This window comes from Acidithiobacillus sp. HP-11 (assembly GCF_015100075.1).
Taxonomy (GTDB): Bacteria; Pseudomonadota; Gammaproteobacteria; order Acidithiobacillales; family Acidithiobacillaceae; genus Acidithiobacillus; species Acidithiobacillus thiooxidans.
On sequence record NZ_JACKYY010000006.1, the window covers coordinates 18,789 to 44,672 of the forward strand.

A 25,884-nucleotide genomic window follows, 5' to 3' on the forward strand; every position below is an offset into this window, starting at 1 on the left:
TTCAGCCGTGGCGTTGCCGCAGGAAGCGCACGAACTCGACGCCTTCCCGCAAACGACGCTTCATCATCTGGGTGCTTTTCAGCATCTCACCAGTAATTTCAGCAATTTTCCCAGCGCGGAAATAGAAACGTTTGTACATGGTTTCCACCGAGTCAAAAATTTCCGTGTGATTCAGGTGCGGATAACTCATGGGGCTGATCTGCACACCGCGATCATTGACCATGTGGGCCTCGTCTTCCTCGGTCAACCAACCCTGTTCCTTGGCCTGATTGTACAAAAAGGTGCCGGGATAAGGTGCCGCCAGTGAAACCTGAATAGTGTGAGGATTGATTTCCTTGGCAAATTCAATGGTTTTCTGGATGGTTTCCTTGGTTTCGCCAGGCAGACCAAGAATGAAAGTACCATGAATGACAATACCCAGCTTATGACAGTCCGCAGTAAACTTACGGGCCGACTCCACTTTGATGCCTTTCTTGATATTATTGAGAATCTGCTGATCGCCCGACTCATAACCCACCAGCAACAGACGCAGGCCGTTTTCACGCAGGACCTTGAGGGTCTCGTAAGGCACATTGGCTTTGGCGTTGCAGGACCAGGTCACCCCCAGCTTGCCCAGACCCCGGGCGATTTCCTCAGCACGCGGGCGATCATCGGTAAACGTATCGTCATCAAAGAAAATTTCTTTGACCTGCGGGAAATTTTTCTGGATGTAACGCACTTCCTCAATCACATTGGCTGCACTGCGGGTCCGATAACGATGTCCGCCAACCGTCTGCGGCCAAAGACAGAACGTGCACTGAGACCGGCATCCCCGTCCCGTGTAAAAAGAAATATAAGGATGTTTGAGGTAGCCGATAAAATAATCCTCAATGTGCAGATCCCGCTTGTAGACCTCAGAGACAAAAGGCAGGGAGTCCATATCTTCAATCATGGCCCGGTCGGGGTTGTGAATCAGCTGGCCATCTTCCGCACGATAATTGATGCCATCCACTTCACTCAGGGGCCGACCTTCGGCAATTTCCTTGAGGGTGAAATCAAATTCTTCCCGAGCCACAAAATCGACGGCAAGACCCGCCTCCCGCAAAGACTCGTCGGGTTCTACCGCCACTTTGGCTCCGACCAGACCAATCATCATTTTCGGATAGTGCTCCTTGAGCAACTCTGCCATGCGCACATCCGATGCAAAAGAAGGGGTGCTGGTATGGATGATGCACAACTCGTATCCGGCAGCCACTTCCAGGGTTTCTTCCACGCTCACATCGGCGGGGGGTGCATCCAGCAGACGACTGCCGGGGATCATCGCAGCGGGCTGGGCCAGCCAGGTGGGAAACCAGAAAGAACGAATTTCCCGCTTGGCTTGGTAACGGGAACCGGCACCGCCGTCAAAACCTTCAAAGGAAGGAGCCTGCAGGAAAAGGGTTTTCATCGTCATTATGTTACTCCATCGTGGCCGTTCAGCCGCCCGTCGGCGGTGACCGCATATTGTGACCCTCTCCAGGCAACGCGCCGTGCAAAAAGGGCATGAAACCAAATCCACAGCCCCAAAAAATCTGCCAGCAGGGCCGTACCCAAAGAATCTGTTGCACCGAGTTTGTGCATAATTTGCCTATGGTACACGAGGCGCAACAAGAGAACCATACCCAGCGGTATGATCCCCCAATAACCGGCCCCCCAAAACATCCAGGGCGTCAAAACCGCAACCAGCGGTAGTGGATAACTGAAAAAAGAAAAAAAGTGGCCCAGAGGCTGAACACTGCGGGTGGTTCGCGACCAGCGCAGGGCATGTTGGTAAAATGTCCGAAAACCGGCCTCATGGACCTGCGTATCCACCACATAATCCGACAGTATGGTGGCTTTTCCGAGCTGGCGGGCACGGGCTCCCAGCCAGTAATCGTCCGCCAGTTGAACAGCCAGGCTTTCCAGCCCGCCTATCGCCTCCAGCGTAGAGCGGTGCAACGCCATGGTTGCCCCTCCACAAAATATATTGGGACCCAGGTGCGCAGAGACCCGTACAGAAGGCAGAAAAAGGCTGTTGATTTGGCTGGCAAGTAATCTGGAGCTGAAATGATGATCAGGAAGCCCGCGATACAAACAGGTCAGCACACCGGTCTGAGCATCCACTAGCGGCGTTAGCAGATGATGCAAATACTGTGGTCCCACCACGATGTCGGCATCACTGATCAGCAGCAAATCGTGATTGCAGGCCGCCAAAATACCCGCAAGATTATTCACTTTGGGGTTACAACCCAATAGCTTGTCGCTCAGTATCCAGCGCAAGGGCAGAGCAGGAAATTCCTGTTGCAAGCGCTGGACCACGGCAACTGCCGGATCAGCGGCGTCCTGCACGCCGCAGACCATTTCGTAACGGGGATAATCCTGCAGACAAAAACTACGCAGGCAGGCATAGAGGTTGCCATCATCTCCATGCAGGGGCTTAAGCAGACTGAGAGCAGGCAAATCTTGAATGGTATGGGGTAAAAAAGTGGCATCCGTATTCGTCAGGACCGGTTGCCAGACACGCAGCACCCACATGGCCAGCAATTGATAACCCAAAGCCGCCAGAGCCAGCAGAAACGCCAGGCCCAACAGCCCTTCCTCAAAACCCATAAGCAGTCATATCCTGAACGGTGAGTTATTGAATCAGCCTAAAGATAATGATTTTCCGCAAACCACCTTACCGCATCGCGCAGGGCCTCTTCGGCGGGACGATGGACATAATGCAGCATTTCTTCAGCTTTCTGTGAGGAAAAATACATTTTGTGAGCGGCCATCCGCAACTCATCCATGGTCACCAGAGGAGTGCCCCGGCCACGCGCACGGACCACATTTTCTGCGGCCCAAGCCAGGGGGAATAACATTTTGCGAGGAATACGGAATAGGGGTGAACGCTTTCCGGTAAGTCCGGCAATGCGGGTCAAAATAGCCTGCAAGGACAAATTATCACCGCCAAGAATGTAGCGTTGTCCCGGCTCTCCGTGCAAATAGGCCTGCCAGTGGCCCATGGCGACATCATCCACATGCACCACATTCAGTCCGGTATCCACATAGGCGGGCATTTTCCCGGCAGCAGCATCCCGCACCAGCCGCCCGGTCGGCGTCGGCTTGCGGTCTGCAGGCCCGACAGGTGTGGAGGGGTTCACAATCACAATGGGTGCAGACTCATTCTGACAAAGCTGTTGCAGAACTTCCTCAGCCATAAATTTGGAGCGTTTATAATGCCCGATCATATCGGCAAGACGGGAAGGAGCCGCCTCATCCGCCACCCGGCCATCGGTATAATGACCCAGCACGGCAACACTGCTGGTATAAACCATGCGCTCCACCCCGGCGTCCAATGCCGCCCGGGCCAAACGCTCCGAACCGCTGACGTTGGCCGCGTACATGGACTGTGGATCAGGCACCCAGAGACGATAATCCGCCGCCACATGAAAAACCAGCTGGCAACCGGCTACGACTTTATCCAGGGCCTGAACATCAGCCAGGTCTCCCAGCACCGGCTCCACATCCAGACCTTCCCAGTTGCTGGAATCCGCACCGCTGCGATGCAACACCCGCACTTCCAGTCCTTCAGCGAGCAGGCGGCGTAGCACCGCTCCGCCGACAAAACCCGAGGCACCCGTCAATAAGGCTTTCATACGCTGTTGGTTTCCCGCAAATTCGACTGAAGCAGGCGCGGCTGAACCAGACGCAGGGTGTTTACGGCGGCCTGCATCTGCCGGCCCAAACCCATGAGCGGCGGCAAATCGCCCGGATGGCGCAACAATCCCCGCAACAGGGGCAAAGCCTGGGGACGACCATAACAATCGACACTGTGAGTGGCTGTTGCGGGAAGAGACTGATGGGCAGGATCCACCACGCTGCGAATTGCTAGAAATGGGATGCCGGCTTGCGCTGCCCGTTGCGCCACAGCCCCGCTTTCCATATCCACCGCCTGGGCTTCCGGATAATCTGCCCGGAGTTGGGCCTTGGCCGCCACTGATGCACAGGCCTCACTGACTGAGCAAAGCCCACCCGCCAGCGCTTGGCCGGAAAGTTGTGGCAACAGCGCACTTCGCCAGTCTGAGTCGGTAAGCCAACGGCGGCCCGCCCAGAATATGTGCTCGGGAACCAGCAAATCTCCGGTCAGACAGGCACGATTCAAGCCGCCGGCAGTCCCCCAGGACAAGAGCCCGTCCACTCCCGCTTGCAGCAACTGTTCCGCCGCCTGATCAGCCCGTACCGGCCCCATTCCCGAAACCACCATGCAAAGCTGTGGCTGAATGTCCATCACTGTCTGGTAGCGCAGCTTCCCGGAAAAAAGGATGCGCGCTTCGGCAGCCAGCGCCACCACGACACCTATCCGCTGCGGCTGCATCCCAGGTTCCGGAAACGGGCCAGCGCCCAAAGCGGGAAATAAAAACTGTAACCGTGATAAATGAGGTAAAACACCTTGGGGAAGCCGGGCGCATTAAAGAAAGGATCCTGCCAGCCACCCCCGCCATCCTGATGGGTCTGCAACCATTGAATACCCCGGCGCAGGGCGATGGAGCCGCGATCTCCCGCCGCCATCAAACCCAGGCAGGCCCAGGCAGTCTGGGCCGCCGTAGAAGCCTGACCAGCTCCCGCCAGGCCAGGCTCTGCGTAGGAATCGTTATTTTCCCCCCAACCACCATCTTCCTGCTGCATGGCCCGCAACCAGTCAGCGGCCCGGTCCATGGCCGGTTGCAAGGAAGGATCCTGCAATTCCCCCAAAGCCATCAGTACCGACCAGGTTCCATAAATATAGTTGGTCCCCCAACGTCCAAACCAGGCCCCGGAAGACTCCTGCTCACGCAATAAATAAGCGACGGCCCGGCGCAGCACATCGCGATCACGGGGCCTGCCCAGGTAGCCAAGAAAGGCCACCACCCTGCCCGTCACATCCGCTGTAGGCGGATCCAGCAAGGCCTTATGATCAGCAAACGGGATTTCATTGAGATAATAGTGGGTATTATCCACATCATAGGCAGCAAACCCGCCATTACGGGATTGCATTCCCGCCAGCCAGTTTGCCGCTTTTTCGATACTTTCCCGATCTTCAGGACGCCCGGCACGCGCCAGAGCCCAGGCCACTGCCGCCGTATCATCCAGATCGGGGTAGTAGGGATTCGCATACTGAAAAGCCCAGCCACCACCTGCCAGCTGCGGGCGCTGCACCTGCCAGTCTCCAGGATCACTGCAAATCTGCCGCTCCTTGAGCCAGGCAATGGCTTTTTCCTGTTCGCCGGTAATTCTGTCTGATCCACCGGATCCATCAACAGCGTCAGCTTCCAGCAACGCATGAAGTGCCAGACAGGTGTCCCAGACCGGTGACATACAGGGCTGACAGTAGGCATCCTCAGCGCGCTCCACCACCAGCTTGCGCAGCGCCGCACCCGTGGCCTGACGGTAGGGATGCTCCGGCGCATAGCCCAACAAAGCCAGGGCTTCATGGGCATTGACCATGGCCGGAAAAATGCCATTCAGACCATCTTCACCATTAATCCGGGCCGTAAACCACTGTTCGGCACGATGCACTGCAATGCGACGAATGGCCGCAGGAATACAGTTTTCAATGAACCCCCAAAACCGATCCAGAGCCAGAAAGCTGCGCGCCACCAGTCCCTGTCGCGATGCCGCAAAGTAGTCCTGAATTTGTTCCGGAGGGTGACGAAATAATTCGCGAATATGCACCTGCAAGGGATTTTTGGCCTGGGCCTTGAGGCTGCATAAAATAAAAAGAGGCACCATGACGGTCCGTGACCAGGACGCCACCTTGTAAATCTGAAAAGGAAACCAGCGCGGCAAAAGCATCACTTCCACCGGGATGGAAGGCACGGCACGCCATGGCACCTGGGCAAACAGGGCCAAAGTGATCCGGGTGAATACATTGGCATGTTCGGCGCCGCCATGAGCGAGAATGGCTTCCCGGGCGCGACGCATGTGGGGCAGATCCGGCGCATCTCCCGCCAGCTTCAGCGCGTAATAGGCCTTCACGGAAGCACTCAAATCAAAATGACCGCCATAATACAGCGGCCAACCGCCGTGATCCGCCTGCTTGCTGCGCAAATACACCGCCATTTTGGACTCCAGCGCCGCATCACGCTCATCCATATAATGTTGCATCAGAATAAATTCGGCCGGAATGGTGCAGTCCGCCTCAAATTCAAAACACCAGTGCCCATCAGGAGCCTGTTTCTCCAGGAGTACCGACTGGGCGCGCTCCAGCGCCCGGTCGAGGGTCTGCTCCAGCGTGCGACGCAAATACCCGCCCACCAGCGGTAACGGCTGCAGGACACGGTTCATGCGGTCGCTACCCGTGCCGTTTTGCGCAGGGGTTTAATGCCAGCCCGGAAACTGGCCAGCAACAACCCATCCGAACGATGCATGAGCCTGGATAACATGACTACCCACTGCACACTATTACGACTGATTTTCACCTCAGCACCCGATGCAAAAGCCGGATTCCCGGCAATACGCCGTAAAGTCAGCACGGCCATCGCCAGGGCCCAGAGGCAAAAATCACGCATGCCGGTCTGATCCGCAGGAATCATCAGGGTATATTGCAGCGCGTTTTCAAGATGTCCGGCGGCAATATCCAGCAGGTCTTGCAGGGCTGCCTGAAAGCCCGGATCGTGACTGCCGGGCTGGACGGCGGCAATATCACAACTATATCGGGCAAACACGCTGGACGGCATCCAACTGACCCCGCGTGCCCAATCATCCCAGATATCCTTGAGAATATTGGTCATTTGCAGGCCCTGACCAAAAGACACCGCCAGACGTTGCATTTCTGTTTCCTGAGCACGCAAACGCGGTTCGTACTCCACAAAAAGGCTGGTCAGCATTTCGCCAACCACGCCCGCCACCACATAGCAGTAATGATCCATGGCGGGCATGTCCACCAGCCCTTTCAGGGATGCGTGCTGCTGAAACTCGGCCATGCCCGCCCCCATGATGCGCACACAACGCGCCAGAGCCGCTTGCTGGGTAGCACTGAAACTGTGGGTGATCTGCACGACATCGGCGGTATGGCGAACCAGATCATGTTCTGCCTCGGGCATATCGGCTGACAGTTGCGCGGCAAATCCCTCGGCAAATACCGCCGGTTCCACTTGCCCCTCGACCACCTGCAAAAACACCTGCTGCCAGTGGGCTTTTTCTTCCCAGGGCATAACCGGATCATCTTCAATGGTATCGGCAATACGGCACAGCAAATAACCATTTCCAACCGCTGCACGCAAAGCCACAGGCAATTGCGGAATGGTCAGCGCAAAAGTGCGGGATACGAGTTGCAGGCTTTGTTGCTGCCAGGCTAAAGCCTGATCTAGCGCCGCAGTCATGCGGCGGTCCTGACTGGTGACATCCAATCTCCTTGTTTTATTGGTCCGGGCGCCAGTGCTGACCCGTCGCATCGCGGCAATGTAACTATCCCGCAACAATTGCGCAAGTATAGACTATTTCTATCCAGGCTCCCCGTCATCTCCCAGGCCATGTTTGCGGACCCGATAGCGCAGCGTCTCGCGGGTGATCCCTAACACCCGCGCAGCCTTGGTGACATTACCCTCGGTCAGACTCAGTACCTGCTGGAGAATCTGCCGTTCCATAGCCTCCAGATCCATGCTGCCATCCATGGGTAGAATGATGTGCTGGCCATCCACCGGACAGCCGGAAGGTGCCGGACAGGTACCATTCACATTACCGGGCAACTGCAGCCATTCCCGGGGCAGCTCTTCGGTTTCGGAAAACAGCACCGCGCGTTCAATCACATTACGCAGTTCCCGCACATTTCCAGGCCAGTCGTAAGACTCCAGCGCGGTCCATACGGCCGGGCTGATATAATGCACGCGCTTGCCGGCCTGAGCATTGAACTCCGCCACAAAATGCGGTACGAGTTCATGGAGATCCATCTTGCGCTCGCGCAAGGAAGGCAAAGCCAGACGAAATACACTCAGACGATGGAACAAATCGGCACGAAAAGCGCCCTGAGCTACCTGCGTGTCCAGATCCCGATTGCTGGCGGCAATAAAACGCACATCCACAGCAATGGGGCGATCTCCGCCCAACCGACGCACACTGTGATCTTCAATCACTTTCAACAACTTGGCTTGAAGCTCAAGCTCCATTTCCGAAATTTCATCCAGAAACAGGGTGCCGCCGCTGGCCTGCTCCACGAGCCCCCGATGGCGCACGGCGGCCCCGGTAAATGCTCCCGGCTCATATCCAAACAACTCGGATTCCAGCAATTCCCGGGGCAAAGCCGCACAGTTGATTTCCACCATGGGACCGCCCGCCTGCGCACCACTATAATGCAGAATACGCGCAGCCAGTCCTTTACCCGTGCCCGTTTCTCCGGAAATCACCAGGGCACTGTAAGGAACCTGACTGAGGCGCTCGAGCATGCTGCGCACGTCAGCAGCAGCCGGACTTTCCCCCAGATAGGTTTCAGGGCGATAGCGGCGATGCTGGTTGGAGGTGTCTTCCGCCACCCGACGCTGGGCGCGGGCACCCCGGCCAGCCGAGCGCACCACCATCTCCAGACGCTCCATTTCACAGGGCTTTTCCAGAAAATCGTAGGCACCCAGGCGCAAAGCCCGCACCGAATCAGGCACGCTCCCGAAGGCCGTCAGGAAAATCCACTCCCCAGCACCGCCTTTGGCTCGCACCTTTTCCAATAAATCCAGACTATTACCATCCGGAAGGTTGAGGTCCGCCAGAGTAACCAGGGGGCTGAGATCCTGCCTCAACAAGAGCTCTTCGGCGTCGGCAAAGCGCTCCGCCCAATGCACTTCCCAGCCTTCCTTTTCAAAAAAGCGGCACATTTCCCGCCCCAGAAAAATCTCGTCCTCAATTACCAGCAAAGCATCGGCCATGTTGGGTTACTCCTTACCAGCAATGTCAGGACAAGGTAACAACAAGCTTACTTCTGCCCCATGCGGATCCCGATTTCGCAATTGCACCTCTCCCCCCAGACTGCGCACAAAACGTCGCACCATGGATAAACCCAGCCCTGTACCCTGTTCCTTGCTGCTGGCAAAGGGACGAATGCCCTCGCGCAACAAGGTATCTGGAAAACCCGGACCATTATCAGACACTGTAACCTGCAATTGTTTGTCCATCTGGGCAATGGCGACGCTGATGGTTCCCCCCTCACCGGCCAGCGCCTGCATGCTGTTCAAAATGAGATTGAGCAAGGCCTGACGAAACTGATCCAGAGGTAGCAGACAATCGCGGCAATCTCCCGGCAAGAGTTTCAGTACCACCTGGGCAGGCATCTGATAACGCAACAAATTCAGCAGGGTTTCCACCGTTTCGCGGGGCGCAACCCGGCGGCCCTTCTCATGTACCTGACGTGCGCCCCGCAATTGCTGGTCCAGCAAGCGACTGACCCGACGCAGCTCCTCTTCCATCAACCCGAGCCTTTCAGCCAGCTCCGGATCACGGATTTCCCGACGAATATTCGCGCAACCCACCTGCAATCCCGCCAGCGGATTACGCAATTCATGGGCAAAGGCCGCAGCGGCCTCTCCCACCGCCGCCAGGCGCTCCGAGCGGGCCACCGCCGCCTGTTGCGCCACCAGAGTATGGGCTGCTTCATTCACTTCCCGCTGCAAATCCTGCAAATACTGGCGCCGGGTTTTTTCCAACTCTTCCAAACGCCCAATCATGTGATTGTAATACTGCAGCAACGGACTGATGCCAGGATCCGCATGGGCTTCCGTCACCCGCCGAAAAGCCCCGATTTCCAGGGAACGCATGGCTCCCTGCAAGCGCCGCAATGGACCGAGAATGCGCAGACGGAAAAACGCCAGTGTCACCAGCACAAAAATCATGAACGCAAACAGTGCCACGGCCGTGCCAATCAGGGTATAACGGGCATCATGCCCCGCCGCCAATACCAGCCGGCGACCACGCAGATGCTCTTCCATGCTGACATCGGAAAGCTGCAATAAAGCCTGAGGCAAAAGGGCCGGGTCCTGTTTGGCCATCAACGCCTGCAAACGCCTCCAGTGCCCATTGGTTTTAACCTGCTCCGGATGCGCCGCCGCAATCCGGGACAGATCATCCTGAAGCACTGGCAACGCCGCAGCAGACCCATGACTTTGCCAGGTACGCAAGGTTTCGTGGGAAGTCTGCGCCAGGCTCGCCATGTAAGCGGTATAAGCATCCAGTGTACGCAAATCCTGGTTGGTGTGGACCAGCAGTACACCGAGCAGCAGCAAAGCCAGCACCACAAACTGCACCAGCAAAAAACCGATGGTCCTGAAGGGCGCAAAAGGGATGCGCTTGCGGCTGTCTGACCCGCCACCCGGCAAACGCAAAATCGCCATGGACCTAGCAACTCCCCTTAACCGGGGAAGCGGTTATGGACTCCAGATCAGCAGGATGCTCGGCGCGTGCAGCGCGGCGCATCAGCTGTTCACTGGCCTCGCGCGGATCCGCGCCGGCGTATAGCACCCGATAGACCTGTTCGGTAATGGGCATATCCACCCCCAGTCGCTGGGCCAGCAAAAACAAAGCCTGAGCACTGCGCACCCCTTCCGCCTCCTGGCCCAGATCAGACAATACAGCCTCCAAAGACAAACCCCGCCCCAGGCCCATACCCACCCGGCGATTGCGGGACAAATCACTACTGGCCGTCAAAATCAGATCCCCTGCCCCGGTCAATCCCATAAAGGTTTCCGTGCGCCCCCCCAATGCCGTCCCCAAACGGTGCAATTCGGCAATGCCACGGGTAATGAGCGCAGCGCGGGCACTATCGCCATTGCCCAGCCCATCGGAAATACCCGCCGCAATGGCCAGCACATTTTTGATCGCCCCTCCCAGACACACGCCCGCCACATCATCACTGGAATACACGCGCATCTGGTCACTGGCAAACACCTCCACAACCCGCCGCGCATCATCCATATTCGCAGCAGCGGCGGTCATGGCCAGGGGCTTACCCAGAATCAGATCATGGGCAAAACTCGGTCCGGAAAGTACCACTTTAGGCAAGGTCGGACAGCTTTCATCCAGCACCTGATCCAAACGCAAGGCGCCCGGCAACTCCAGTCCTTTGGAAGCCAGCACCAGCAGTAGATCCGGGGGTAATAAAGCCTGGGGAATAGTCGCCAGAACCGTCCGCAAGGCATGGCTGGGAACCGCCAGCAGCACGCCTTCAGCGCCATCCAGCGTCGCCGCCAGATCAGAGCCTATGCCAAGACCGGACGGAAAGCCGATATCGGGAAAAACCGGGGATAAACAAGTGGAATCCATAAAACCCGGTAAGGTTTCCGGGTGGCGTCCCCAGAGCCGCGCCGTATGGCCCTGGCGGCACAAATGCACCGCCAACGCGGTTCCCCAGTGCCCGGCTCCAAGAACGGCCCAGCGCATGGCTTATTGCGTCGTGTGACCCACTTGTTCTTGCTGCGCCTGCTGATACAGTGCCTCAAAATTGACGGGATGCAGATGCAGGGGTTGGAAACCGCCGCGTCCCACCATGTCCGCCACCACTTCACGGGCATAAGGGAACAGAATGGTCGGACAATGCACCGCTATCAGCGCCGGCAGATGTTCTTCCGGAATATTCTGAATCCGGAACAGCCCCGCCTGCTGCACTTCCACCGCAAAGTAGGTGCTCTCACCCGCCTTGGCCTTGACCGTCACGGTCAGGATCACTTCCGTCAGGCCATCCATGCCTTCTACCTGATTGCTGGCCGTATTCAGCCCCACATCCACGGTGGGCGCCTCGGTCTGGACAAAACTCAAAGGGGCGTTGGGCGACTCGAAAGAACTGTCCTTCACATATACCCGTTCAATCATGAATACTGCTTCTGCTTCTTCCATAAGATCCTTCTTCATAGAGGTGGCTAAAAGTAAACTCGGCCCAGTCTAACCGAAGACCCCCCTGCGGGGCTATGGAGTGACTGGTCACTCCACGGCAAAAACCGCAAATCCCTGTGCCAATCCGGTATATTTTTCTGAACAGTGTGCCGCCACCAACACACTGGTATCCACGTAAACTGACATCAGTAACGTGCGTCTTCACGCAGTAACTCGGTGCTGGGTGTGGACACCGGCTGATTGAGCAAGCGCGCATTCACACGCCCAAAATGCTCCTTGACGCCCATTTTCCGCTCATCGCCGCTGACCGGTGATAACGTGATAATTCCATTTGAAGACGCGGACAACTCAATCAGTGCCCCTTCCCGTAAGGCCATAACACGAGTCATTTTTACCGGGATCCTGATAGCCAGACTATTACCCCATTTGGCAACCCTAATTTGCATACATCACCAGTTGTATCATTTAGATGATGGGAGTGTATATCCATTGTTAACCCTGCGCAAAACCAGGTTTATTGTTTGCTGCAACCAACGCGATACAGAGAAATCTGAAAATACACTTGCCCTGAAGCGCGCTTCTGTGTACGATTCCTCCCGCTGTCCAGGTCCCCATCGTCTAGCGGCCTAGGACACCGCCCTTTCACGGCGGTAACGGGGGTTCGAACCCCCCTGGGGACGCCAAATTAAACAACAAGTTAGCAAATTTATTGCGCTTACCTCCGAATTGTGGGTGCAGCATAGCAACAATAAATTCCTGGAGTAGATCAAGATAATAGCGTGATTGGCTGGCAAGCCATCATCCGTAAACGCGGCTACCGTTCATCCTGCGACGATATGGAGCTCAGTCGCGTGGACGATTGGACGGACATGGTTCTTCTCCCGCCTCATTTCGACGATCCCGTAACAGGACATCAAGCAGGGTGGAATCCATCACCATTCAGGCAGCTCGTCGTCTTTGGTTGGCGGGTCACTCCTTACCTTGTCCAGAATCTCCTGAAAGTCAGCAGGGCTTGCATTGCTGCCGCGCCGTTTAAAGAAGTCGGCAGCAGTTTCTACGGCGCCAACCTTTTCAGCGAGAGCAACCGTGATCCACTGGTTGAGTGATACCCCATCCTCCCGTGCAAGCCGTTGGGCAGCGGTCTTGAGGGACTGTGGCAGTTTCAGGGCATAGGCGGCTTTGTTCATTGGCGAACCTCCATCAAAAGTTGTTTGGGTAGCCATAGGGGAAGATTGAAGCGTGGCGCAGCCACCGCGAAGTGCGCCATATTGAAAGTAATCAAAGCATCGGCGTGCTGGCGTCGCCCCCAGCACGAATAACCCGCTGGATCATGTATTGTTCGCCCTCAAGCGAGAGGGGACCAACTTGCAGGTATTGTCAGGAATTATGCCACACATTACCGCTGAGGATATCGGGCGAGCAGTTTTGATCCGGAGGTCTGCAACGAAGCGTATCTGTCGCACCTGCAAAACGCGGTCATCACCAATCCGTTAGATCGTGCTGCCTGCTATCGTGGTACCCAAAACTGGTTGCACAACGGGTTGCGTGGCGCATCAGGCATTGCTTATCTGCCACCGCCCCCTGAATTTTTGGAAGATATCATGCCACATATTGCGAACATGGCGGATACCCTGCACAAGAATGTGGACCCACTGGTAGCAGCTAGCATTGTATCCTTTGCCTTTGTGTATGCGCATCCTTTTATGGATGGCAATGGTCGCCTGTCCAGATTCCTGTTTCACCGGACACTGGCGCAATCCGGGCAGATGGAGACCCCCACTGCAGGAAAGATGTTGCTGCCGGTGTCCGTCGCCATGAAACGGCACGAATCGGAATATCTCCGCGCATTACAGAATTTTTCGACCCCGGCCCGGAATCTCTGGGATGTCCGCTGGATCAATCAGGAGCAGTTTGATTTTAAGCTGAACGGCAGCGGGACACCTTATCGGTATTGGGATGCCACGGATGCGGTGCGCTTTAGCCTGCAGATGACAAAAGAAGCACTGCGGGAAGATTTACAAGCTGAGGTCAACACCCTGGTTCGATATGAAGCCATCTATCGCAAGGTAGACGCCGTTTATGATGTGCGTAGCAGCGATTTATCGCTGTTAATCCGTTCCTGTTTGCAAAATTCAGGCACGGTCTCGAAAAATCGTAGAAAACAATTTTCCGCAACCGTGCCTGAACCGGTGTTTGATGCCATTGAGCAGGCATGGACGGAAACAGATTAAGCGCTTGACCCACTCAAACGAATCGCGCCTGCTTTTGGTGCTTATATTTTCAGCTTTTTTTGACGTTTTCATTATTCAACTTTGGGCCATTGTTGCGCCCCGTGTAAAAATCTAATCACCTGGACCTCGCCAACCTCCTCTTGAACACGGTACACCACGATAAACGGTGTACCAGACACCACTAACTCACGAGTGCCAAGCAAACGACCAGCCCGTCCCATCTTTGGAAAAAGCCCAAGTCGCGCAACGCCGCTCGTAACGGATGCGTCCTGCTCTAGTGCAGCCTGTGGCTTATCCGCTGCCACGAAATCCATTACATCCTGATACTGCTGCCATGCAGTAGAGGACCAACTCACCGCAAAAGGCAATGCCCATTTTCTGCCGTTCATGAATCGCCGTTTTCGGTTTGCCTGATAAGGTCAGCGCGCCACTGTGCGCGGTCGCGTTCGACGACTTCATGCGCGATCCACTCGGTGGCTGGATCGTCGGCCTCTTTCAGGCCCATCTCGACCTGTTCACGAAACCAGCGGTCATGCTCGGCGGCGGCAAAAGCGTTCCGCATCCGGTCGGAGGCATCCGGTCGGGATTTGCCAGATAAGGCGACATCGGCATCATGTCGGGTGGCGTCCAAAAGGTCCACCTTGACGATATGCAGTTCATCCCGGAGATACCCGACACAAGTGTCGAGGCTGCGCCAGAGGCGGGGCTTATCGGCGCGCTGAATGCCCAACGGTCTCTCTTCCGTGCCGTACTTGAGCAATACCGACCAGCCACCAGGCTGACCGATAATGGCTGCACCCCGGAGGGCTTGAGCTTCAACCAGGCGCTTGACAGTAGCCGTGTCGATGGTGTGATTGACCATTTTAGATCCTCGTAACGACAAATCAGAAAAGACATTATACTCTGCGTTACTGATAAGTTCTGCAAGCATGATTCAAATCTGGACCATTGCGGCGGCTCCATGGGCGTGATAACGTCACGTTATCACCTCTGGAGGTCATCATGCGCAAAGTTTTTCATACCCGCCAATTCATGGCTGGCAATTCACCTGCCGTCCGTATCCCTGTGAGTATGGCCTTCCCGAAACAGACCAAATTGGTTGTGATTCGAGAGGGAAACAGGCTCATCGTAGAGCCTGAAGAAGATTCACTCGAATCGCTTCCGGCGCTGCTCGCTGCGCTGCGCACGCAGCATACCGGCGAGCGCCCGGAGTTTGTCGAGACGGAAAGATCCTGGTGATACTGCGCTACCTGCTGGACACCAACATTTGCATCTACCTCATGAAGGAACAGCCCGCATCAGTCATCCGGTGCTTTGCGGCTTGCAAGCCCGGTGAAATTGGGATCAGTTCGATCACTTGGGCGGAGTTGTGTTGTGGCCTGGACGTGCATAACAGCCAGTCCGAAATGACTACCCTCATGAGCAGGTTGATCGTCAAGGATTTTGACGTGGATGCAGCGGGCCTCTTCGGAAAGCTCTCCCGTCAATTTCCAGTCAGAAAAAGCAGCTTTGATCGCATGATTGCCGCGCATGCTCTGTCGCTGGGAGTTACGCTGGTGACCAACAACACGGCTGATTTCGATCTCTATGCCGGAGCAGGACTGGTTATCGAGAACTGGGTGGATTGACCTACCCGACCATAAACGCTAAGGTTTCGCTCCAAGCAAATGCAGCCCCGAGATAAGCAAAACGTGCCCAACCCGATTACCGCCACCCTTCGTCCCTACTGGCAATACCGCGATCTGGTACGCAATCTGGTCATCAAGGATCTGAAAGTCCGCTACCAGGGCGCCATACTCGGTTTTTTCTGGTCTTTGGGCAACCCGCTGGCCCTTATTCTGCTTTACGACTTCGTGTTTACCCACGTTTTTCGCAGCGATCTGCCCAATTATATTTTGTATCTGGTCGTTGGCGTTCTGCACTACAATTTATTTTCCCAGGCGGTAGGTCAGGGTTGCGACAGTTTAATCGGCGGTTCTGGATTGATCCAAAAAATATATTTTCCACGGATTCTCGTGCCTACTTCTAGCTTGCTCTTCACCTTCGTGCTGTGGATAGTTGCCATTTTAATTCTAGTGATCCTTTATCCAATCCTTGGTGGAATCTATCATTGGGGACTGCTACTCTATCCACTAGCTTTAGCTCTCTATGTTGCGTTTATTTGGGGAATAGTACTTGTCTTATCAGTACTACAAGTAGAATTCCGCGATCTTAAACATATGGTTGATATAGCCTTGATGTTTGGTTTCTGGTTAACCCCAATAACATATGGTATAAATGTATTAAAGCCACGTATACGGGAACTCATATCCCTAAATCCACTCACCCAGTTCATGGATTTGTTCCACGCCCTGCTCTATTCAGGCACCCTCCCCGCCCTAAATCACGTTCTCATCGCCTGTGCTTGGACCATCGCCACGGTGAGTTTGGGGATGATGCTGTTCCGCCGAAAAGCCCGGCACCTGGTGGAAGACCTCTAATGCCGCCCGCCATTATTGTCGAACACGTCAGCAAGGAGTTCATACTACGCCACAACCGGGCAATGGGTTTAAAAACCCGATTTCTCGGACTGTTTCACAAAAGCAAGCGGGAGAGACACGAACATTTTCTGGCACTGGATGATGTCAGCTTTACGTTAGAACGAGGCAAAGCACTGGGGTTGCTAGGCCACAATGGTTCCGGAAAGAGCACCCTGCTACAGATTATTGCGGGAATATTGCAGCCAAGCAAAGGGCGCGTCATCACCAATGGACGGGTGGCCCCCTTGATTCAGTTAGGAGTAGGCTTTAATCCTGAATTAACAGGTTATGAAAATATTTTTCTGAACGCTAGTTTGTATGGGTTTCTGAATAAAGATACCCGTAAGCACGTCAAAGATATTATTGAATTTTCAGAACTTGAGCATTTCATTGATACACCTCTGAAGAATTACTCGTCTGGTATGCAGATGCGCTTGGGCTTTGCAGTTGCGGTTAATCTACAACCAGATATCCTGCTGGCAGATGAGATATTAGCTGTAGGAGATCAGGCATTTCAGGATAAGTGTCTAGATAAAATTGCCGAAATGCGTCGCAATGGTATGTCTTTGATTCTTGTTTCACACAACCAGGAACAAGTTGAGAAGTTTTGTGATTACTTCATACAACTTGAACATGGTATTCCCGTTAATCACGGTAAGATAGAAACTGAAGCACACCCCAGTTAAAACGATACTGCACTCAGCTGCGCGGTGCGCTTCAGGCTTATGACCGCAAAGTTATAAATGATTTCTAAAGGTGCAGAATAAGATCAGATTGGTTCAACACGCTGTCAAGAGAGCTGATTGTAGGAGAATATCCGAAATTTTCCGCACGTTTATTCATTGAAAAATAATTAATTTTTGTACCAGTTGCATTGACACCTGTCACAATATCCTGTAGCTCATATTTAAGGTTAAAACTTTCTTGCATAGATGCGAGCAAAGTGAATTTATCTACTGGAGCCGAAGTATAGCAATCTACGACATTATTCGTAGGTGGGGCAGTCAGAATTTTATTGATAAGTTGAAAAAAATCCTCTGGGCCAATAAAGTCACGTATTATATTTTCTGCTGAAGAAATCAGGGTTTCCCCGGATTTTATGGCGCGGATAATATCAGTAATAAAGAAACGTGCGGAAACGTCCTGACTATGGCTGAAATAATTAAAAACTCTGATGTCAACAATATGCAGATGTGGCAAAGCACGATGACGGCATTCAGCATAAAGTTTGGCGACAGCATACCAATCTTGCGGTTGAAGATTGTTGATCTGTACTAACGCTTTTGAATTTCCATCAACCGGATTTTCAAAGTTTGAGCCATAGGCTGCGCCACTACTAAGGAAGATATATCTACAATCAGGATGTCGCGCCAAATAGCCGAGAACTATCTCATCAAACTTTAGTGTGGCATCAAATATCTTCTCTCCCATGATTGCTGTTTGCGCAGGGTTACCTGAACCAACAAAATTGATGATCGCATCGTAATGCCTGTTCGCATCGAAAAGAGAGAAATCAGTCGAGTTATAGCAGCCTTTCAGTCCAATCTTTGACAGCCACTGTTCAATCGCATCTGGACGGCGTCCGAAGAGTTGTAAGGCATGCTTGGCTTCTTTAGAGAAACCCAGAACAACATCTTTGGCAATCTGACTCGTGGCACCAAAAATAGCTATTTTCATAGCTTGTTCTCGTGCAAACCACACGCTGCATTCAATGTAGATTGTTTTCCAACCATACCACAAACGCTGGCATCAAGCGCCTTGATTTCGACTCGGGAAAGTAATTGTGGTTCACTGGAAACAGCTTCCATTAACCAGCTACCAAATCCAGCATCCATGAGATGGTCTTCAACAGTAATGACTTGGGTAAACTTTAGAAGCTGTTCTGTTTGCAATGCCTTGGATTTCATACCCCACAAAGGCATTGAGTGAAGAGCCCAATCGTGCATTTCTCGTTTGCTGGTAAGAATGCCGTATATCAGATCAAGCGTAGCCCCAGTAGTTAGATAGGTCTTTGATGTTTCAAGCGAATTGCCAATCTTTAGCCACTGTCCCGGATGCACCAATGGAACATCACTGTGAATGCAGGGTTCACCCGCTTTGCCTAGACGAAGATAGCTGGGTTGTGGATTATTAATAAGATATCGCATGCATGCACGGACCTCCATTGGATCGCCCGGTGCGGCAATAAGCATGTTGGGCATTGTGCGTAAAAGTGCGTAGTCCTGCACAGCGTGGTGCGAGTAACCCAGATTACCATATGCGACACCACCACCCACAGCGACAATCGTAACAGGGAGATCATGGTAATCAACATCATTTCGTATTTGTTCTGCACACCGCAAGGTGGGGAAATTAGCAATTGAATAGATAAACACATGGAAACCTTCTGATGCTAAACCTGCCGCCATTCCCATCATGTTTTGTTCAGCGACTCCGGCATTAAAAAACCGATTTGGGAAACATGTTGCAAACGGTTCTACAACACCAAAACCCAGGTCACCAATAATTAAGACAATATTATCGTGAATTGCGGCAGCCCTGACTAGCTCGTCAATGAAAGCGCTACGCATGTCTTTCCCCTTCAAGTTCTTTCAGGGCTTGCGTCAACTGCTCATCATTTGGATTCTTGTAATGCCATTCAACCCGATTTTCCATGAAACTTACACCTTTACCTTTTGTGGTGTGTGCAATAACTATGACCGGTTTTTCACTTTCAGCAGGAGATAAAGCGGTTACGATCTCGCCATGGTCATGGCCATCAATTTCTCTTACATTCCAACCAAAAGAAGTCAGTTTGTCATTCAGAGGCTCAAGTTCTATGGTACTCGAAACCGTTCCCAAGCTCTGGAGCTTGTTATAGTCTATAATTGCAACTAAACTAGATAGTTGGTGATGGGCTGCAAACATCAAAGCTTCCCAATTTGAGCCTTCATCCATTTCCCCATCGCTTAGCAATACAAACGTGCGAAAGTGTTGTCCGAGAATCTTTGCAGCCAATGCTTTACCTGTGCCAAATGGAAGTCCGTGGCCTAATGAACCTGTGGAAAACTCAACGCCTGGTACCTTATGACTGATGTGGTTCATCAGCCAAGAATGGTCTTCACCGTAAGTCTCTAGCTGTTTCCTCTGGATAAACCCGATTTCAGCAAGGGCAGAATATACTGCCACACAGGAATGCCCCTTACTGAGAATGAAACGATCCCGCAAAACTGATTTCGGATTTGAACTGTCGAAGGTCATTATCTGACCATACAGGACGGCCAGAATATCGGCAATTGAAAGCGCGCTAGCGATATGTGAAGCTTTCGCTTTATGAACCATTTTCAGCGCATTTATCCGGATGTTCCTTGCTAGGTCTTGAGTTGTGTTCATCAGAAATTCACTGCAAAGAAAGTTTCAAGCCTGTTGATGACAAAATCGAGCATTTCATTTGATAGGCCAGGGTAAACACCAAGCCAGAATGTATCGTTCATCACGGTATCTGTATTGATCAGTTCACCAACAACACGATAATGACGTCCTTGCATATAGGGTTGCCGAGTCAAGTTTCCAGCAAAGAGCAACCTAGTACCAATTTTGTACTGATCAAGGAATTTGAGCAAATCGACGCGGTTAATGTTAGTCTCGGGTCGAATTGTTATAGGAAACCCAAACCAAGACGGATCACTGTTGTTGGTTGCTTCTGGAAGAATAATGAACTCTTCGCAGGTTTTTAATCCAATTTTCAGATGATTGAAATTTTCTTTTCTGCGGACAATGAATTCTTCAAGCCTATCCATCTGTGCCAGAGCACATGCTGCTTGCATATCGCTGATCTTGAGATTATAGCCAAGGTGAGAGTAAGTGTATTTATGATCATATCCTTGGGGTAGTTCACCCAACTTCCATCCGAAACGCTTACCACACGTATTGTCCTTTCCAGGGGGACAATAGCAAGCACGACCCCAATCACGGAATGACTCGATAACCTTTTTGAGGTGGTCGTTATTAGTGAACACTGCACCACCTTCTCCCATCGTTATATGATGCGCCGGATAAAAGCTTAGGGTCGCAATATCACCAAATGTCCCGACGAGTCGGTTATCATATCTCGATCCAAGTGCATCACAACAATCTTCAATCAACCAAAGGCCATGCTTTTTTGCAAGGGTCACGACCTGATTAAGATCGTAAGGATTACCTAATGTATGAGCCAGCATAATTGCTTTTGTTTTCGGGCCGATAGCGGCTTCAATCTTTGTCGGATCAATATTATAGGTAGGCAGTTGGACATCAATAAATATCGGGATGGCACCAGATTGCAGAATTGGGTTGACTGTAGTCGGAAAACCTGCAGCAACCGAAATGACTTCATCCCCGGGGCGTATGGCCCGATCACCTAGCTCGGGTGATGTTAGGGCAGAAAAGGCAAGCAGGTTGGCAGAAGAACCAGAATTCGTAGTCAGAACATGCTTCACGCCTAGGAATTTCGCTAGCCTTTTTTCGAAAGCGTCATTGAAGCGACCCGTAGTCAACCAACCGTCCAGAGAGGCATCAACCATATTCTGTAATTCTGTTTCGCCAATGACCTTACCGGATGGCGGAACAACAGTTTGACCAGCTTCAAAGCTGGCTGGCTCATAAACCAGTTCAGCATATTGTTTCACTAGTGTGCGAATTTGATCGCGAATTTGGTCCTTTACTGACGTGCTCATTGATTATCCTGAAATGAGAATTGATGAATTTGATTTAGAGTGTATCGCCTCATATCTTCATTAGCTAGATAAGCGCGCTGCCACGCAACAATTTGCTGTAGAGCTTGGCTAAGATTCCATCGTGGCTGCCATTGCAACCTAAATCTGACTTTTGAACAGTCGAGTTTCAAGTAGTGCGCTTCGTGAAGTTGGCTGGTTTGCTCAACTTGCCAACTTGTACCATCCCCCCATAGCTCAGAGATATGTTTGACAATCCATTGAACTGGCTGTGCATCTTTTTCATTTGGACCAAAATTCCAGGCTTCCGAAAATTCAGGACCACGTTCGAACAACCGTTGCGCCAATAGTAGATATCCACTCAGAGGCTCTAATACGTGTTGCCAAGGCCGAATTGCATGAGGATTGCGAATGGTTACAGATTGTCCTGAGCTGATTGAGCGCAGAATGTCCGGTATCAATCTGTCGACTGCCCAATCACCTCCACCAATGACGTTACCAGCACGAACCGAAGCTAGGGCTACTCGGTGCTGGCTAAAATGTTCAGAGTTGAAATATGAGTTGCGATAGGCGGAAGTCACCAATTCTGAGCAACCTTTGCTGCTGCTATACGGGTCATAACCACCCATGGCCTCATTTTCTCGGTATCCCCATACCCATTCCCTGTTTTCATAACATTTATCGCTAGTTACATTAACGACAGCCCGTACAGAAGGAGTTGTACGAACAGCTTCAAGTACATGGACCGTACCCATAACGTTGGTCGCATAAGTTTCAACTGGCGCCGCGTAAGAATAACGGACTAAAGGTTGCGCAGCCATATGGATAACAATATCAGGGGAAGCTGCATGCATAGCCGCAGTAAGAATTTCTAACTCACGAATGTCTCCAGCAATCGAATGCATACCTTCAGAAATGCGGGCAACCTCGAAAAGGCTCGGGTTAGTTGGAGGCGGCAAGGAAAAACCTGTGACTTCGGCACCCAATTCCTGTAGCCATAGACAGAGCCAGCTGCCCTTGAACCCAGTATGCCCAGTGACAAACACTTTTTTTCTATTCCAGAATGGATTATTCAAATCCAAACCTTCCAAGGCGCCTGGCCAGACTGCCAAAGATCTTCAAGATAGTTTTTGTCGCGTAAAGTATCCATTGGTTGCCAGAAATCATGATGCATGTAGGCCGACATTTCGCCTAACTGTGCCAGCTTCTCCATAGGGCTACGTTCCCAGACAGTATCGTCGTCCCTAATGAAGTCAATAACTTTTGGGGACAGTACAAAAAAACCACCATTGATCCAACCACCGCCCCCTTGCGGTTTTTCCTGAAATCCACAAACCTTGTGGTGTTCCATATCGAGAGCACCAAAACGCCCTGGCAGCTGAACAGCTGTCAGGGTAGCGAGACGGCCCTGCTCATTATGGAAAGCAATTAGGGAAGTAATATCTACATTACTGACTCCGTCGCCATAAGTTAAGCAGAACGTACCATCTCCAACAAATTTGCGAACACGTTTGAGGCGACCACCAGTCATCGTGTTAGCACCTGTATCGACAAGCGTAACTTTCCAAGGCTCGCTATTGTTCTGGAGTATTTCCATGGAATTATTCTGCATGTCGAATGTTACATCGGAAGTATGTAGATAATAATTTGCGAAATATTCTTTAATGATATAGCCCTTGTAACCGAGACAGATAATGAATTCATCAATCCCATGCGCAGAATAGATTTTCATGATATGCCATAGGATAGGTTTGCCACCGACTTCAATCATTGGTTTTGGCCTCAGTGACGTCTCTTCGGCAATTCGAGTACCCAAACCACCTGCAAGAATGACTACCTTCATAAAATGATTCTCATAATGGTTTATTATAAAGGATGCTGAAGAAGAAAATGAATCTGAAAAGCAAACTGTTGATCATCAATACAGCACACCGCCTTGTATTGTGATACTTTACGAACTGAAGATAAATTTATCAATTTTACCCCCTTGAGATTTTATAAATTACCTTATGCGCCAGACCATAAGTGTTACTCAACAAACGTAGAAGCTGACCGAAAAACTCAGTATGAAAGACCTTAATTTTTTCTTTATAATCAGTTTGAGAAGCCAATTCCTGAGAATACTCCACGAAGTCTTCAAGCTGAGACCTAGAAATATTATACGCTTCAATGTAATGATTGTAAAATTTTTCTACTGTGGTTTCTGCCCTGACTATCTCCTCTTTAGAGTTTCCCCAAGCCATCCCATCTGATCCTAGTTCAAATTCCGTTATGTTCGCATCAAGAAAATCGCTTGGCATGAACACTACCGGACAGCCACACATTGCCGCTTCGGTTGCAACCGCAGAATTTTCATATAGATAGATTCGTTTTGCAGTGTGATAGATCCTAATCAGATCTTTAGTGCTCTGTGCCGAGATACCTTTGCGGAATATTTCAATCATCCCAGGCTCTGGATGGTTTAAAATTTTTCCGTATAAACTCTGAAATTTTGCTGCGTAAAAATAGATTCCCTGTCGGACCACATCTTCTTTGAGCGGATAAAAAACCCGAGGATCCGAGGTCGGAATGAACAATGTATGGATACAACCAGGACTTTTTTTCCGAATTTGCTCAGAATATGCTATTTGCGGCATTACATGTTCATTAGCAGCCCCACTAAGCAATCCCCCGAAATTCAATAGGTACTCAAACGCCACTGGGGCATTGAACAGGTTAGAGCCAATCGTTTCAGGATAAATTACTATGGGAGTCAACCCCCTCTGATAGTCATTGATCAGTTGTGCCCTGGTCAAAACAGGTGTATTCAGAAATGGCGATACCGGCGATGCGAAGTTGAATTGGGGCTGAATGATCAGGTGCGCTCTGTAGCCAAGTTTATTTAGCGAGTTACAGAGAAGATGCAGCACCCGGATCCCTGCAGATTTCCTAGTATAGGCTGGAGTAACAACATAATAAGGATTGGACGAATTGTTCTCAGTAAAAATACTGCCAAACCAATTGTTAGAGAAGTCACTCCATTTGGGTGACAACCCTAATTCAGTACCCGAGGTCAGACTATGCATAAATTTTTCGCAATAGGAACCGAGATATTTTTGCTACCGTGCGCACAACCAAAAGACGTATTAATATCAATGATTTTCCAAACCACCTCAATGGCGTCAAAGCGAAGTAGCCTGTGAGCCTAGCTTCTGACAGGATCGAGTCTTGGGCCGAATACAAACTTGTTTGGGAGTAATATGAGTCGTCAAAGTCTCTACATTCGCTGATTTTGGCGTCCAAGGCTTCCAATTCTTTGGAAAAAAGAACTTTCCCCATTCGTTCTTCAGGATCAACCTGGTTCAAGATTTCCTCCCGATTATGGTTGTGGTAATTCTCCCTATTTGTGATGGCGACATAACCTGTAACTGTCTTGTAAATTGAATACCCGTGGATTTTTACCAGATAAACTGATGCATACATCAGCCAAGGCGTCTGCGATCCATGAAGTTTTTTAAATTTTTTCATCAGCAAATTATAGGCAAGCCATGAAGTATTTGGCTTGTTAAGCTGATCATTGATTTTTTGCAGCACGAACAACTGGTCTTGCATCCGGGCATCTGATATCAGAAGTGTGTTGAAAAAAAGAGTGAACTCTGTTTCGGTAATCTGGTTGTAAGCTTCGGACTGCTTTTTTTTCTTATCTGCGGCAGCAGCCTGTAAACGAAGGAATATAAAATGCATTACTCTGTCAACCAGTCGGAATCGAACACCATTGAAATCATGCTCGTAAATCATTGCTACTTCTTGGGGAGTCAAATAGTTGTTTTCAACAAGGTAGCTTATAAGGATCAGCAGACCTGTTGTCCAAGAATAGTAACGACTTTGCTTCTTAGTCTTGTCTCTGGCTGCGAAATAGGTGTTGATACTTTTAAAGTCAGCGCGATGATTGACAAGCTGGTAGTTTACAACCCGAGCACGCTTGTCGTTGAAGCTTATGATATACCATGCCACATGTGAATAAATTGGACTGAGACCGATTAATTCTTTTCCTTTCATAGTGGAAAGACAGGCTCGTTTGAAAACAACATTTGAAAACATAGACAGCGTCGATATAAAACCTACAACCTGAGGCAATTTCCGACCAGATATATCGATATATTGAGTGTTCATATTGAGCATCTGATTGGTAAGAAGATCTCCATCCATTAATATCTCGCTGTGGTTAAATACAAATATATCTGCTGCGTCCTGCTCAAGAAAAGTAACCAGCAGATCAAAGGTTTCTAGATTTGGAATATCGTCATCGCCAAGTAACCATATAAACTCAGAGTTACTCTCTTCGATGAGCTTAATGATGTGTTCTTCAGCACTGTCAATGAAGCTCTCTCTTCGAATAAATAGCACACCTGCTATCTCCGTTGTGCTAAACAGCTCAAATGTATCATCCTTTGAATAGTTGTCAGAGACAACAATACTTACCTTTCCAGGCCATCGACTACTCACATGATGACCAAGATACTTTGCAAGACTGTATGCTCGCTTGGAACGGTTCAGAGTGGGGATGCAGATTGTAAGCAACAAGACTTATCTTCTATTCCAAGTGGCTAGATCCAGGATTGTAGACTTGGTTCTTAGCCA

At 51.2% G+C, this 25,884-nt stretch carries 27 protein-coding genes and 1 tRNA gene; 6 read left to right on the top strand and 22 right to left on the bottom strand.

The window, feature by feature from the left end; genetic code table 11:
- Position 1: 1 nt before the first annotated feature.
- The 11 genes from hpnJ to H7F08_RS03230 form a co-directional block, all read right to left on the bottom strand.
- Entirely contained in the window at positions 2–1,432 is a 1,431-nt protein-coding gene (gene hpnJ / locus H7F08_RS03180) for a hopanoid biosynthesis associated radical SAM protein HpnJ (protein WP_029315945.1), read from the bottom strand.
- Complete coding sequence (hpnI, locus tag H7F08_RS03185; protein WP_193639834.1) at positions 1,432–2,607, bottom strand: bacteriohopanetetrol glucosamine biosynthesis glycosyltransferase HpnI; 1,176 nt, start codon at positions 2,605–2,607, stop codon at positions 1,432–1,434. Before hpnI ends, hpnJ begins: the two co-directional genes overlap by 1 nt.
- A gap of 38 nt (positions 2,608–2,645) precedes the next feature.
- Positions 2,646–3,635, bottom strand: coding sequence for a hopanoid-associated sugar epimerase (gene hpnA / locus H7F08_RS03190; RefSeq protein WP_193639835.1), 990 nt, complete (start codon positions 3,633–3,635; stop codon positions 2,646–2,648).
- A complete protein-coding gene (locus tag H7F08_RS03195; protein ID WP_193639836.1) occupies positions 3,632–4,354 on the bottom strand; it encodes a nucleosidase in 723 nt (240 codons plus the stop codon). Before H7F08_RS03195 ends, hpnA begins: the two co-directional genes overlap by 4 nt.
- Positions 4,336–6,303 carry a squalene--hopene cyclase gene (shc, locus tag H7F08_RS03200; protein ID WP_193639837.1) on the bottom strand — a complete coding sequence of 656 codons (1,968 nt, stop codon included), beginning with the start codon at positions 6,301–6,303 and terminating at the stop codon, positions 4,336–4,338. The genes H7F08_RS03195 and shc overlap by 19 nt, the downstream gene beginning before the upstream one ends.
- Positions 6,300–7,340 (bottom strand): phytoene/squalene synthase family protein, encoded by a 1,041-nt coding sequence (locus tag H7F08_RS03205; RefSeq protein ID WP_193639838.1) that lies wholly within the window; start codon positions 7,338–7,340, stop codon positions 6,300–6,302. Before H7F08_RS03205 ends, shc begins: the two co-directional genes overlap by 4 nt.
- A 120-nt stretch (positions 7,341–7,460) precedes the next feature.
- On the bottom strand, positions 7,461–8,870 hold the full coding sequence (locus tag H7F08_RS03210) for a sigma-54-dependent transcriptional regulator (protein ID WP_193639839.1): 1,410 nt from the start codon (positions 8,868–8,870) through the stop codon (positions 7,461–7,463).
- Between the two features lie 6 nt (positions 8,871–8,876).
- Positions 8,877–10,328 carry a sensor histidine kinase gene (locus tag H7F08_RS03215; protein WP_193639840.1) on the bottom strand — a complete coding sequence of 484 codons (1,452 nt, stop codon included), beginning with the start codon at positions 10,326–10,328 and terminating at the stop codon, positions 8,877–8,879.
- Between the two features lie 4 nt (positions 10,329–10,332).
- Positions 10,333–11,373, bottom strand: coding sequence for an NAD(P)H-dependent glycerol-3-phosphate dehydrogenase (locus H7F08_RS03220; protein ID WP_193639841.1), 1,041 nt, complete (start codon positions 11,371–11,373; stop codon positions 10,333–10,335).
- A 3-nt stretch (positions 11,374–11,376) separates the two neighbouring features.
- A complete protein-coding gene (secB, locus tag H7F08_RS03225) occupies positions 11,377–11,826 on the bottom strand; it encodes a protein-export chaperone SecB (RefSeq protein ID WP_010636876.1) in 450 nt (149 codons plus the stop codon).
- A 182-nt stretch (positions 11,827–12,008) separates the two neighbouring features.
- Entirely contained in the window at positions 12,009–12,269 is a 261-nt protein-coding gene (locus H7F08_RS03230) for an AbrB/MazE/SpoVT family DNA-binding domain-containing protein (protein WP_077273117.1), read from the bottom strand.
- 161 nt (positions 12,270–12,430) lie between these two features.
- Here H7F08_RS03230 and H7F08_RS03235 point away from each other — a divergent pair.
- Positions 12,431–12,506: transfer RNA gene (locus H7F08_RS03235), tRNA-Glu, on the top strand.
- Between the two features lie 249 nt (positions 12,507–12,755).
- On the opposite strand, the gene H7F08_RS03240 is transcribed toward H7F08_RS03235, so the two are convergent.
- Positions 12,756–13,010, bottom strand: coding sequence for a toxin-antitoxin system HicB family antitoxin (locus tag H7F08_RS03240; RefSeq protein ID WP_024894136.1), 255 nt, complete (start codon positions 13,008–13,010; stop codon positions 12,756–12,758).
- Positions 13,011–13,352: 342 nt separating this feature from the next.
- On the opposite strand from H7F08_RS03240, the gene H7F08_RS03245 reads away from it, so the two are divergent.
- Positions 13,353–14,054: a Fic family protein gene (locus H7F08_RS03245; protein WP_413541254.1), complete on the top strand. Its 702-nt coding sequence runs from the start codon at positions 13,353–13,355 to the stop codon at positions 14,052–14,054.
- 71 nt (positions 14,055–14,125) lie between these two features.
- On the opposite strand, the gene H7F08_RS03250 is transcribed toward H7F08_RS03245, so the two are convergent.
- Positions 14,126–14,443, bottom strand: a complete 318-nt coding sequence (locus H7F08_RS03250; protein WP_193639842.1) for a type II toxin-antitoxin system RelE/ParE family toxin — start codon at positions 14,441–14,443, stop codon at positions 14,126–14,128.
- The gene (locus tag H7F08_RS03255; protein WP_193639843.1) at positions 14,440–14,916 is read right to left on the bottom strand and encodes a hypothetical protein; all 477 of its coding nucleotides are present in this window, start codon (positions 14,914–14,916) and stop codon (positions 14,440–14,442) included. Before H7F08_RS03255 ends, H7F08_RS03250 begins: the two co-directional genes overlap by 4 nt.
- Positions 14,917–15,056: 140 nt before the next feature.
- Here H7F08_RS03255 and H7F08_RS03260 point away from each other — a divergent pair, with 140 nt between their 5' ends.
- The 4 genes from H7F08_RS03260 to H7F08_RS03275 are packed head-to-tail and all read left to right on the top strand — an operon-like array spanning position 15,057 to position 17,259.
- Positions 15,057–15,293 carry an antitoxin gene (locus H7F08_RS03260; RefSeq protein ID WP_193639844.1) on the top strand — a complete coding sequence of 79 codons (237 nt, stop codon included), beginning with the start codon at positions 15,057–15,059 and terminating at the stop codon, positions 15,291–15,293.
- Complete coding sequence (locus H7F08_RS03265) at positions 15,290–15,682, top strand: type II toxin-antitoxin system VapC family toxin (RefSeq protein WP_319803959.1); 393 nt, start codon at positions 15,290–15,292, stop codon at positions 15,680–15,682. Before H7F08_RS03260 ends, H7F08_RS03265 begins: the two co-directional genes overlap by 4 nt.
- 39 nt (positions 15,683–15,721) lie before the next feature.
- Complete coding sequence (locus tag H7F08_RS03270; protein ID WP_193639845.1) at positions 15,722–16,534, top strand: ABC transporter permease; 813 nt, start codon at positions 15,722–15,724, stop codon at positions 16,532–16,534.
- The gene (locus tag H7F08_RS03275) at positions 16,534–17,259 is read left to right on the top strand and encodes an ABC transporter ATP-binding protein (RefSeq protein ID WP_193639846.1); all 726 of its coding nucleotides are present in this window, start codon (positions 16,534–16,536) and stop codon (positions 17,257–17,259) included. Before H7F08_RS03270 ends, H7F08_RS03275 begins: the two co-directional genes overlap by 1 nt.
- A 64-nt stretch (positions 17,260–17,323) precedes the next feature.
- On the opposite strand, the gene H7F08_RS03280 is transcribed toward H7F08_RS03275, so the two are convergent.
- The 8 genes from H7F08_RS03280 to H7F08_RS03315 form a co-directional block, all read right to left on the bottom strand.
- On the bottom strand, positions 17,324–18,250 hold the full coding sequence (locus tag H7F08_RS03280; protein ID WP_193639847.1) for an NAD-dependent epimerase/dehydratase family protein: 927 nt from the start codon (positions 18,248–18,250) through the stop codon (positions 17,324–17,326).
- Positions 18,247–19,143: a transketolase family protein gene (locus H7F08_RS03285; protein WP_193639848.1), complete on the bottom strand. Its 897-nt coding sequence runs from the start codon at positions 19,141–19,143 to the stop codon at positions 18,247–18,249. Before H7F08_RS03285 ends, H7F08_RS03280 begins: the two co-directional genes overlap by 4 nt.
- The gene (locus tag H7F08_RS03290) at positions 19,136–19,945 is read right to left on the bottom strand and encodes a transketolase (RefSeq protein WP_193639849.1); all 810 of its coding nucleotides are present in this window, start codon (positions 19,943–19,945) and stop codon (positions 19,136–19,138) included. Before H7F08_RS03290 ends, H7F08_RS03285 begins: the two co-directional genes overlap by 8 nt.
- Positions 19,945–21,267: a lipopolysaccharide biosynthesis protein RfbH gene (rfbH, locus tag H7F08_RS03295; RefSeq protein WP_193639850.1), complete on the bottom strand. Its 1,323-nt coding sequence runs from the start codon at positions 21,265–21,267 to the stop codon at positions 19,945–19,947. Before rfbH ends, H7F08_RS03290 begins: the two co-directional genes overlap by 1 nt.
- Positions 21,264–22,355, bottom strand: coding sequence for a CDP-glucose 4,6-dehydratase (rfbG, locus tag H7F08_RS03300; protein WP_227487798.1), 1,092 nt, complete (start codon positions 22,353–22,355; stop codon positions 21,264–21,266). The genes rfbH and rfbG overlap by 4 nt, the downstream gene beginning before the upstream one ends.
- Positions 22,337–23,107: a glucose-1-phosphate cytidylyltransferase gene (gene rfbF, locus H7F08_RS03305; RefSeq protein WP_193639851.1), complete on the bottom strand. Its 771-nt coding sequence runs from the start codon at positions 23,105–23,107 to the stop codon at positions 22,337–22,339. The genes rfbG and rfbF overlap by 19 nt, the downstream gene beginning before the upstream one ends.
- A gap of 136 nt (positions 23,108–23,243) precedes the next feature.
- Entirely contained in the window at positions 23,244–24,329 is a 1,086-nt protein-coding gene (locus tag H7F08_RS03310) for a hypothetical protein (RefSeq protein WP_193639852.1), read from the bottom strand.
- A complete protein-coding gene (locus H7F08_RS03315) occupies positions 24,322–25,827 on the bottom strand; it encodes a glycosyltransferase (RefSeq protein ID WP_193639853.1) in 1,506 nt (501 codons plus the stop codon). Before H7F08_RS03315 ends, H7F08_RS03310 begins: the two co-directional genes overlap by 8 nt.
- Between the last annotated feature and the right edge of the window lie 57 nt (positions 25,828–25,884).

Excerpts from the sequence above, each read along its gene's own strand:
- hpnJ (WP_029315945.1), bottom strand. The coding sequence starts at position 1,432 with ATGACGATGAAAACCCTTTTCCTGCAGGCTCCTTCCTTTGAAGGTTTT.
- hpnI (WP_193639834.1), bottom strand. The coding sequence starts at position 2,607 with ATGGGTTTTGAGGAAGGGCTGTTGGGCCTGGCGTTTCTGCTGGCTCTG.
- hpnA (WP_193639835.1), bottom strand. The coding sequence starts at position 3,635 with ATGAAAGCCTTATTGACGGGTGCCTCGGGTTTTGTCGGCGGAGCGGTG.
- H7F08_RS03195 (WP_193639836.1), bottom strand. The coding sequence starts at position 4,354 with ATGCAGCCGCAGCGGATAGGTGTCGTGGTGGCGCTGGCTGCCGAAGCG.
- shc (WP_193639837.1), bottom strand. The coding sequence starts at position 6,303 with ATGAACCGTGTCCTGCAGCCGTTACCGCTGGTGGGCGGGTATTTGCGT.
- H7F08_RS03205 (WP_193639838.1), bottom strand. The coding sequence starts at position 7,340 with ATGACTGCGGCGCTAGATCAGGCTTTAGCCTGGCAGCAACAAAGCCTG.
- H7F08_RS03210 (WP_193639839.1), bottom strand. The coding sequence starts at position 8,870 with ATGGCCGATGCTTTGCTGGTAATTGAGGACGAGATTTTTCTGGGGCGG.
- H7F08_RS03215 (WP_193639840.1), bottom strand. The coding sequence starts at position 10,328 with ATGGCGATTTTGCGTTTGCCGGGTGGCGGGTCAGACAGCCGCAAGCGC.
- H7F08_RS03220 (WP_193639841.1), bottom strand. The coding sequence starts at position 11,373 with ATGCGCTGGGCCGTTCTTGGAGCCGGGCACTGGGGAACCGCGTTGGCG.
- secB (WP_010636876.1), bottom strand. The coding sequence starts at position 11,826 with ATGGAAGAAGCAGAAGCAGTATTCATGATTGAACGGGTATATGTGAAG.
- H7F08_RS03230 (WP_077273117.1), bottom strand. The coding sequence starts at position 12,269 with ATGCAAATTAGGGTTGCCAAATGGGGTAATAGTCTGGCTATCAGGATC.
- H7F08_RS03240 (WP_024894136.1), bottom strand. The coding sequence starts at position 13,010 with ATGAACAAAGCCGCCTATGCCCTGAAACTGCCACAGTCCCTCAAGACC.
- H7F08_RS03250 (WP_193639842.1), bottom strand. The coding sequence starts at position 14,443 with ATGAACGGCAGAAAATGGGCATTGCCTTTTGCGGTGAGTTGGTCCTCT.
- H7F08_RS03255 (WP_193639843.1), bottom strand. The coding sequence starts at position 14,916 with ATGGTCAATCACACCATCGACACGGCTACTGTCAAGCGCCTGGTTGAA.
- H7F08_RS03260 (WP_193639844.1), top strand. The coding sequence starts at position 15,057 with ATGCGCAAAGTTTTTCATACCCGCCAATTCATGGCTGGCAATTCACCT.
- H7F08_RS03270 (WP_193639845.1), top strand. The coding sequence starts at position 15,722 with ATGCAGCCCCGAGATAAGCAAAACGTGCCCAACCCGATTACCGCCACC.
- H7F08_RS03275 (WP_193639846.1), top strand. The coding sequence starts at position 16,534 with ATGCCGCCCGCCATTATTGTCGAACACGTCAGCAAGGAGTTCATACTA.
- H7F08_RS03280 (WP_193639847.1), bottom strand. The coding sequence starts at position 18,250 with ATGAAAATAGCTATTTTTGGTGCCACGAGTCAGATTGCCAAAGATGTT.
- H7F08_RS03285 (WP_193639848.1), bottom strand. The coding sequence starts at position 19,143 with ATGCGTAGCGCTTTCATTGACGAGCTAGTCAGGGCTGCCGCAATTCAC.
- H7F08_RS03290 (WP_193639849.1), bottom strand. The coding sequence starts at position 19,945 with ATGAACACAACTCAAGACCTAGCAAGGAACATCCGGATAAATGCGCTG.
- rfbH (WP_193639850.1), bottom strand. The coding sequence starts at position 21,267 with ATGAGCACGTCAGTAAAGGACCAAATTCGCGATCAAATTCGCACACTA.
- rfbF (WP_193639851.1), bottom strand. The coding sequence starts at position 23,107 with ATGAAGGTAGTCATTCTTGCAGGTGGTTTGGGTACTCGAATTGCCGAA.
- H7F08_RS03310 (WP_193639852.1), bottom strand. The coding sequence starts at position 24,329 with ATGCATAGTCTGACCTCGGGTACTGAATTAGGGTTGTCACCCAAATGG.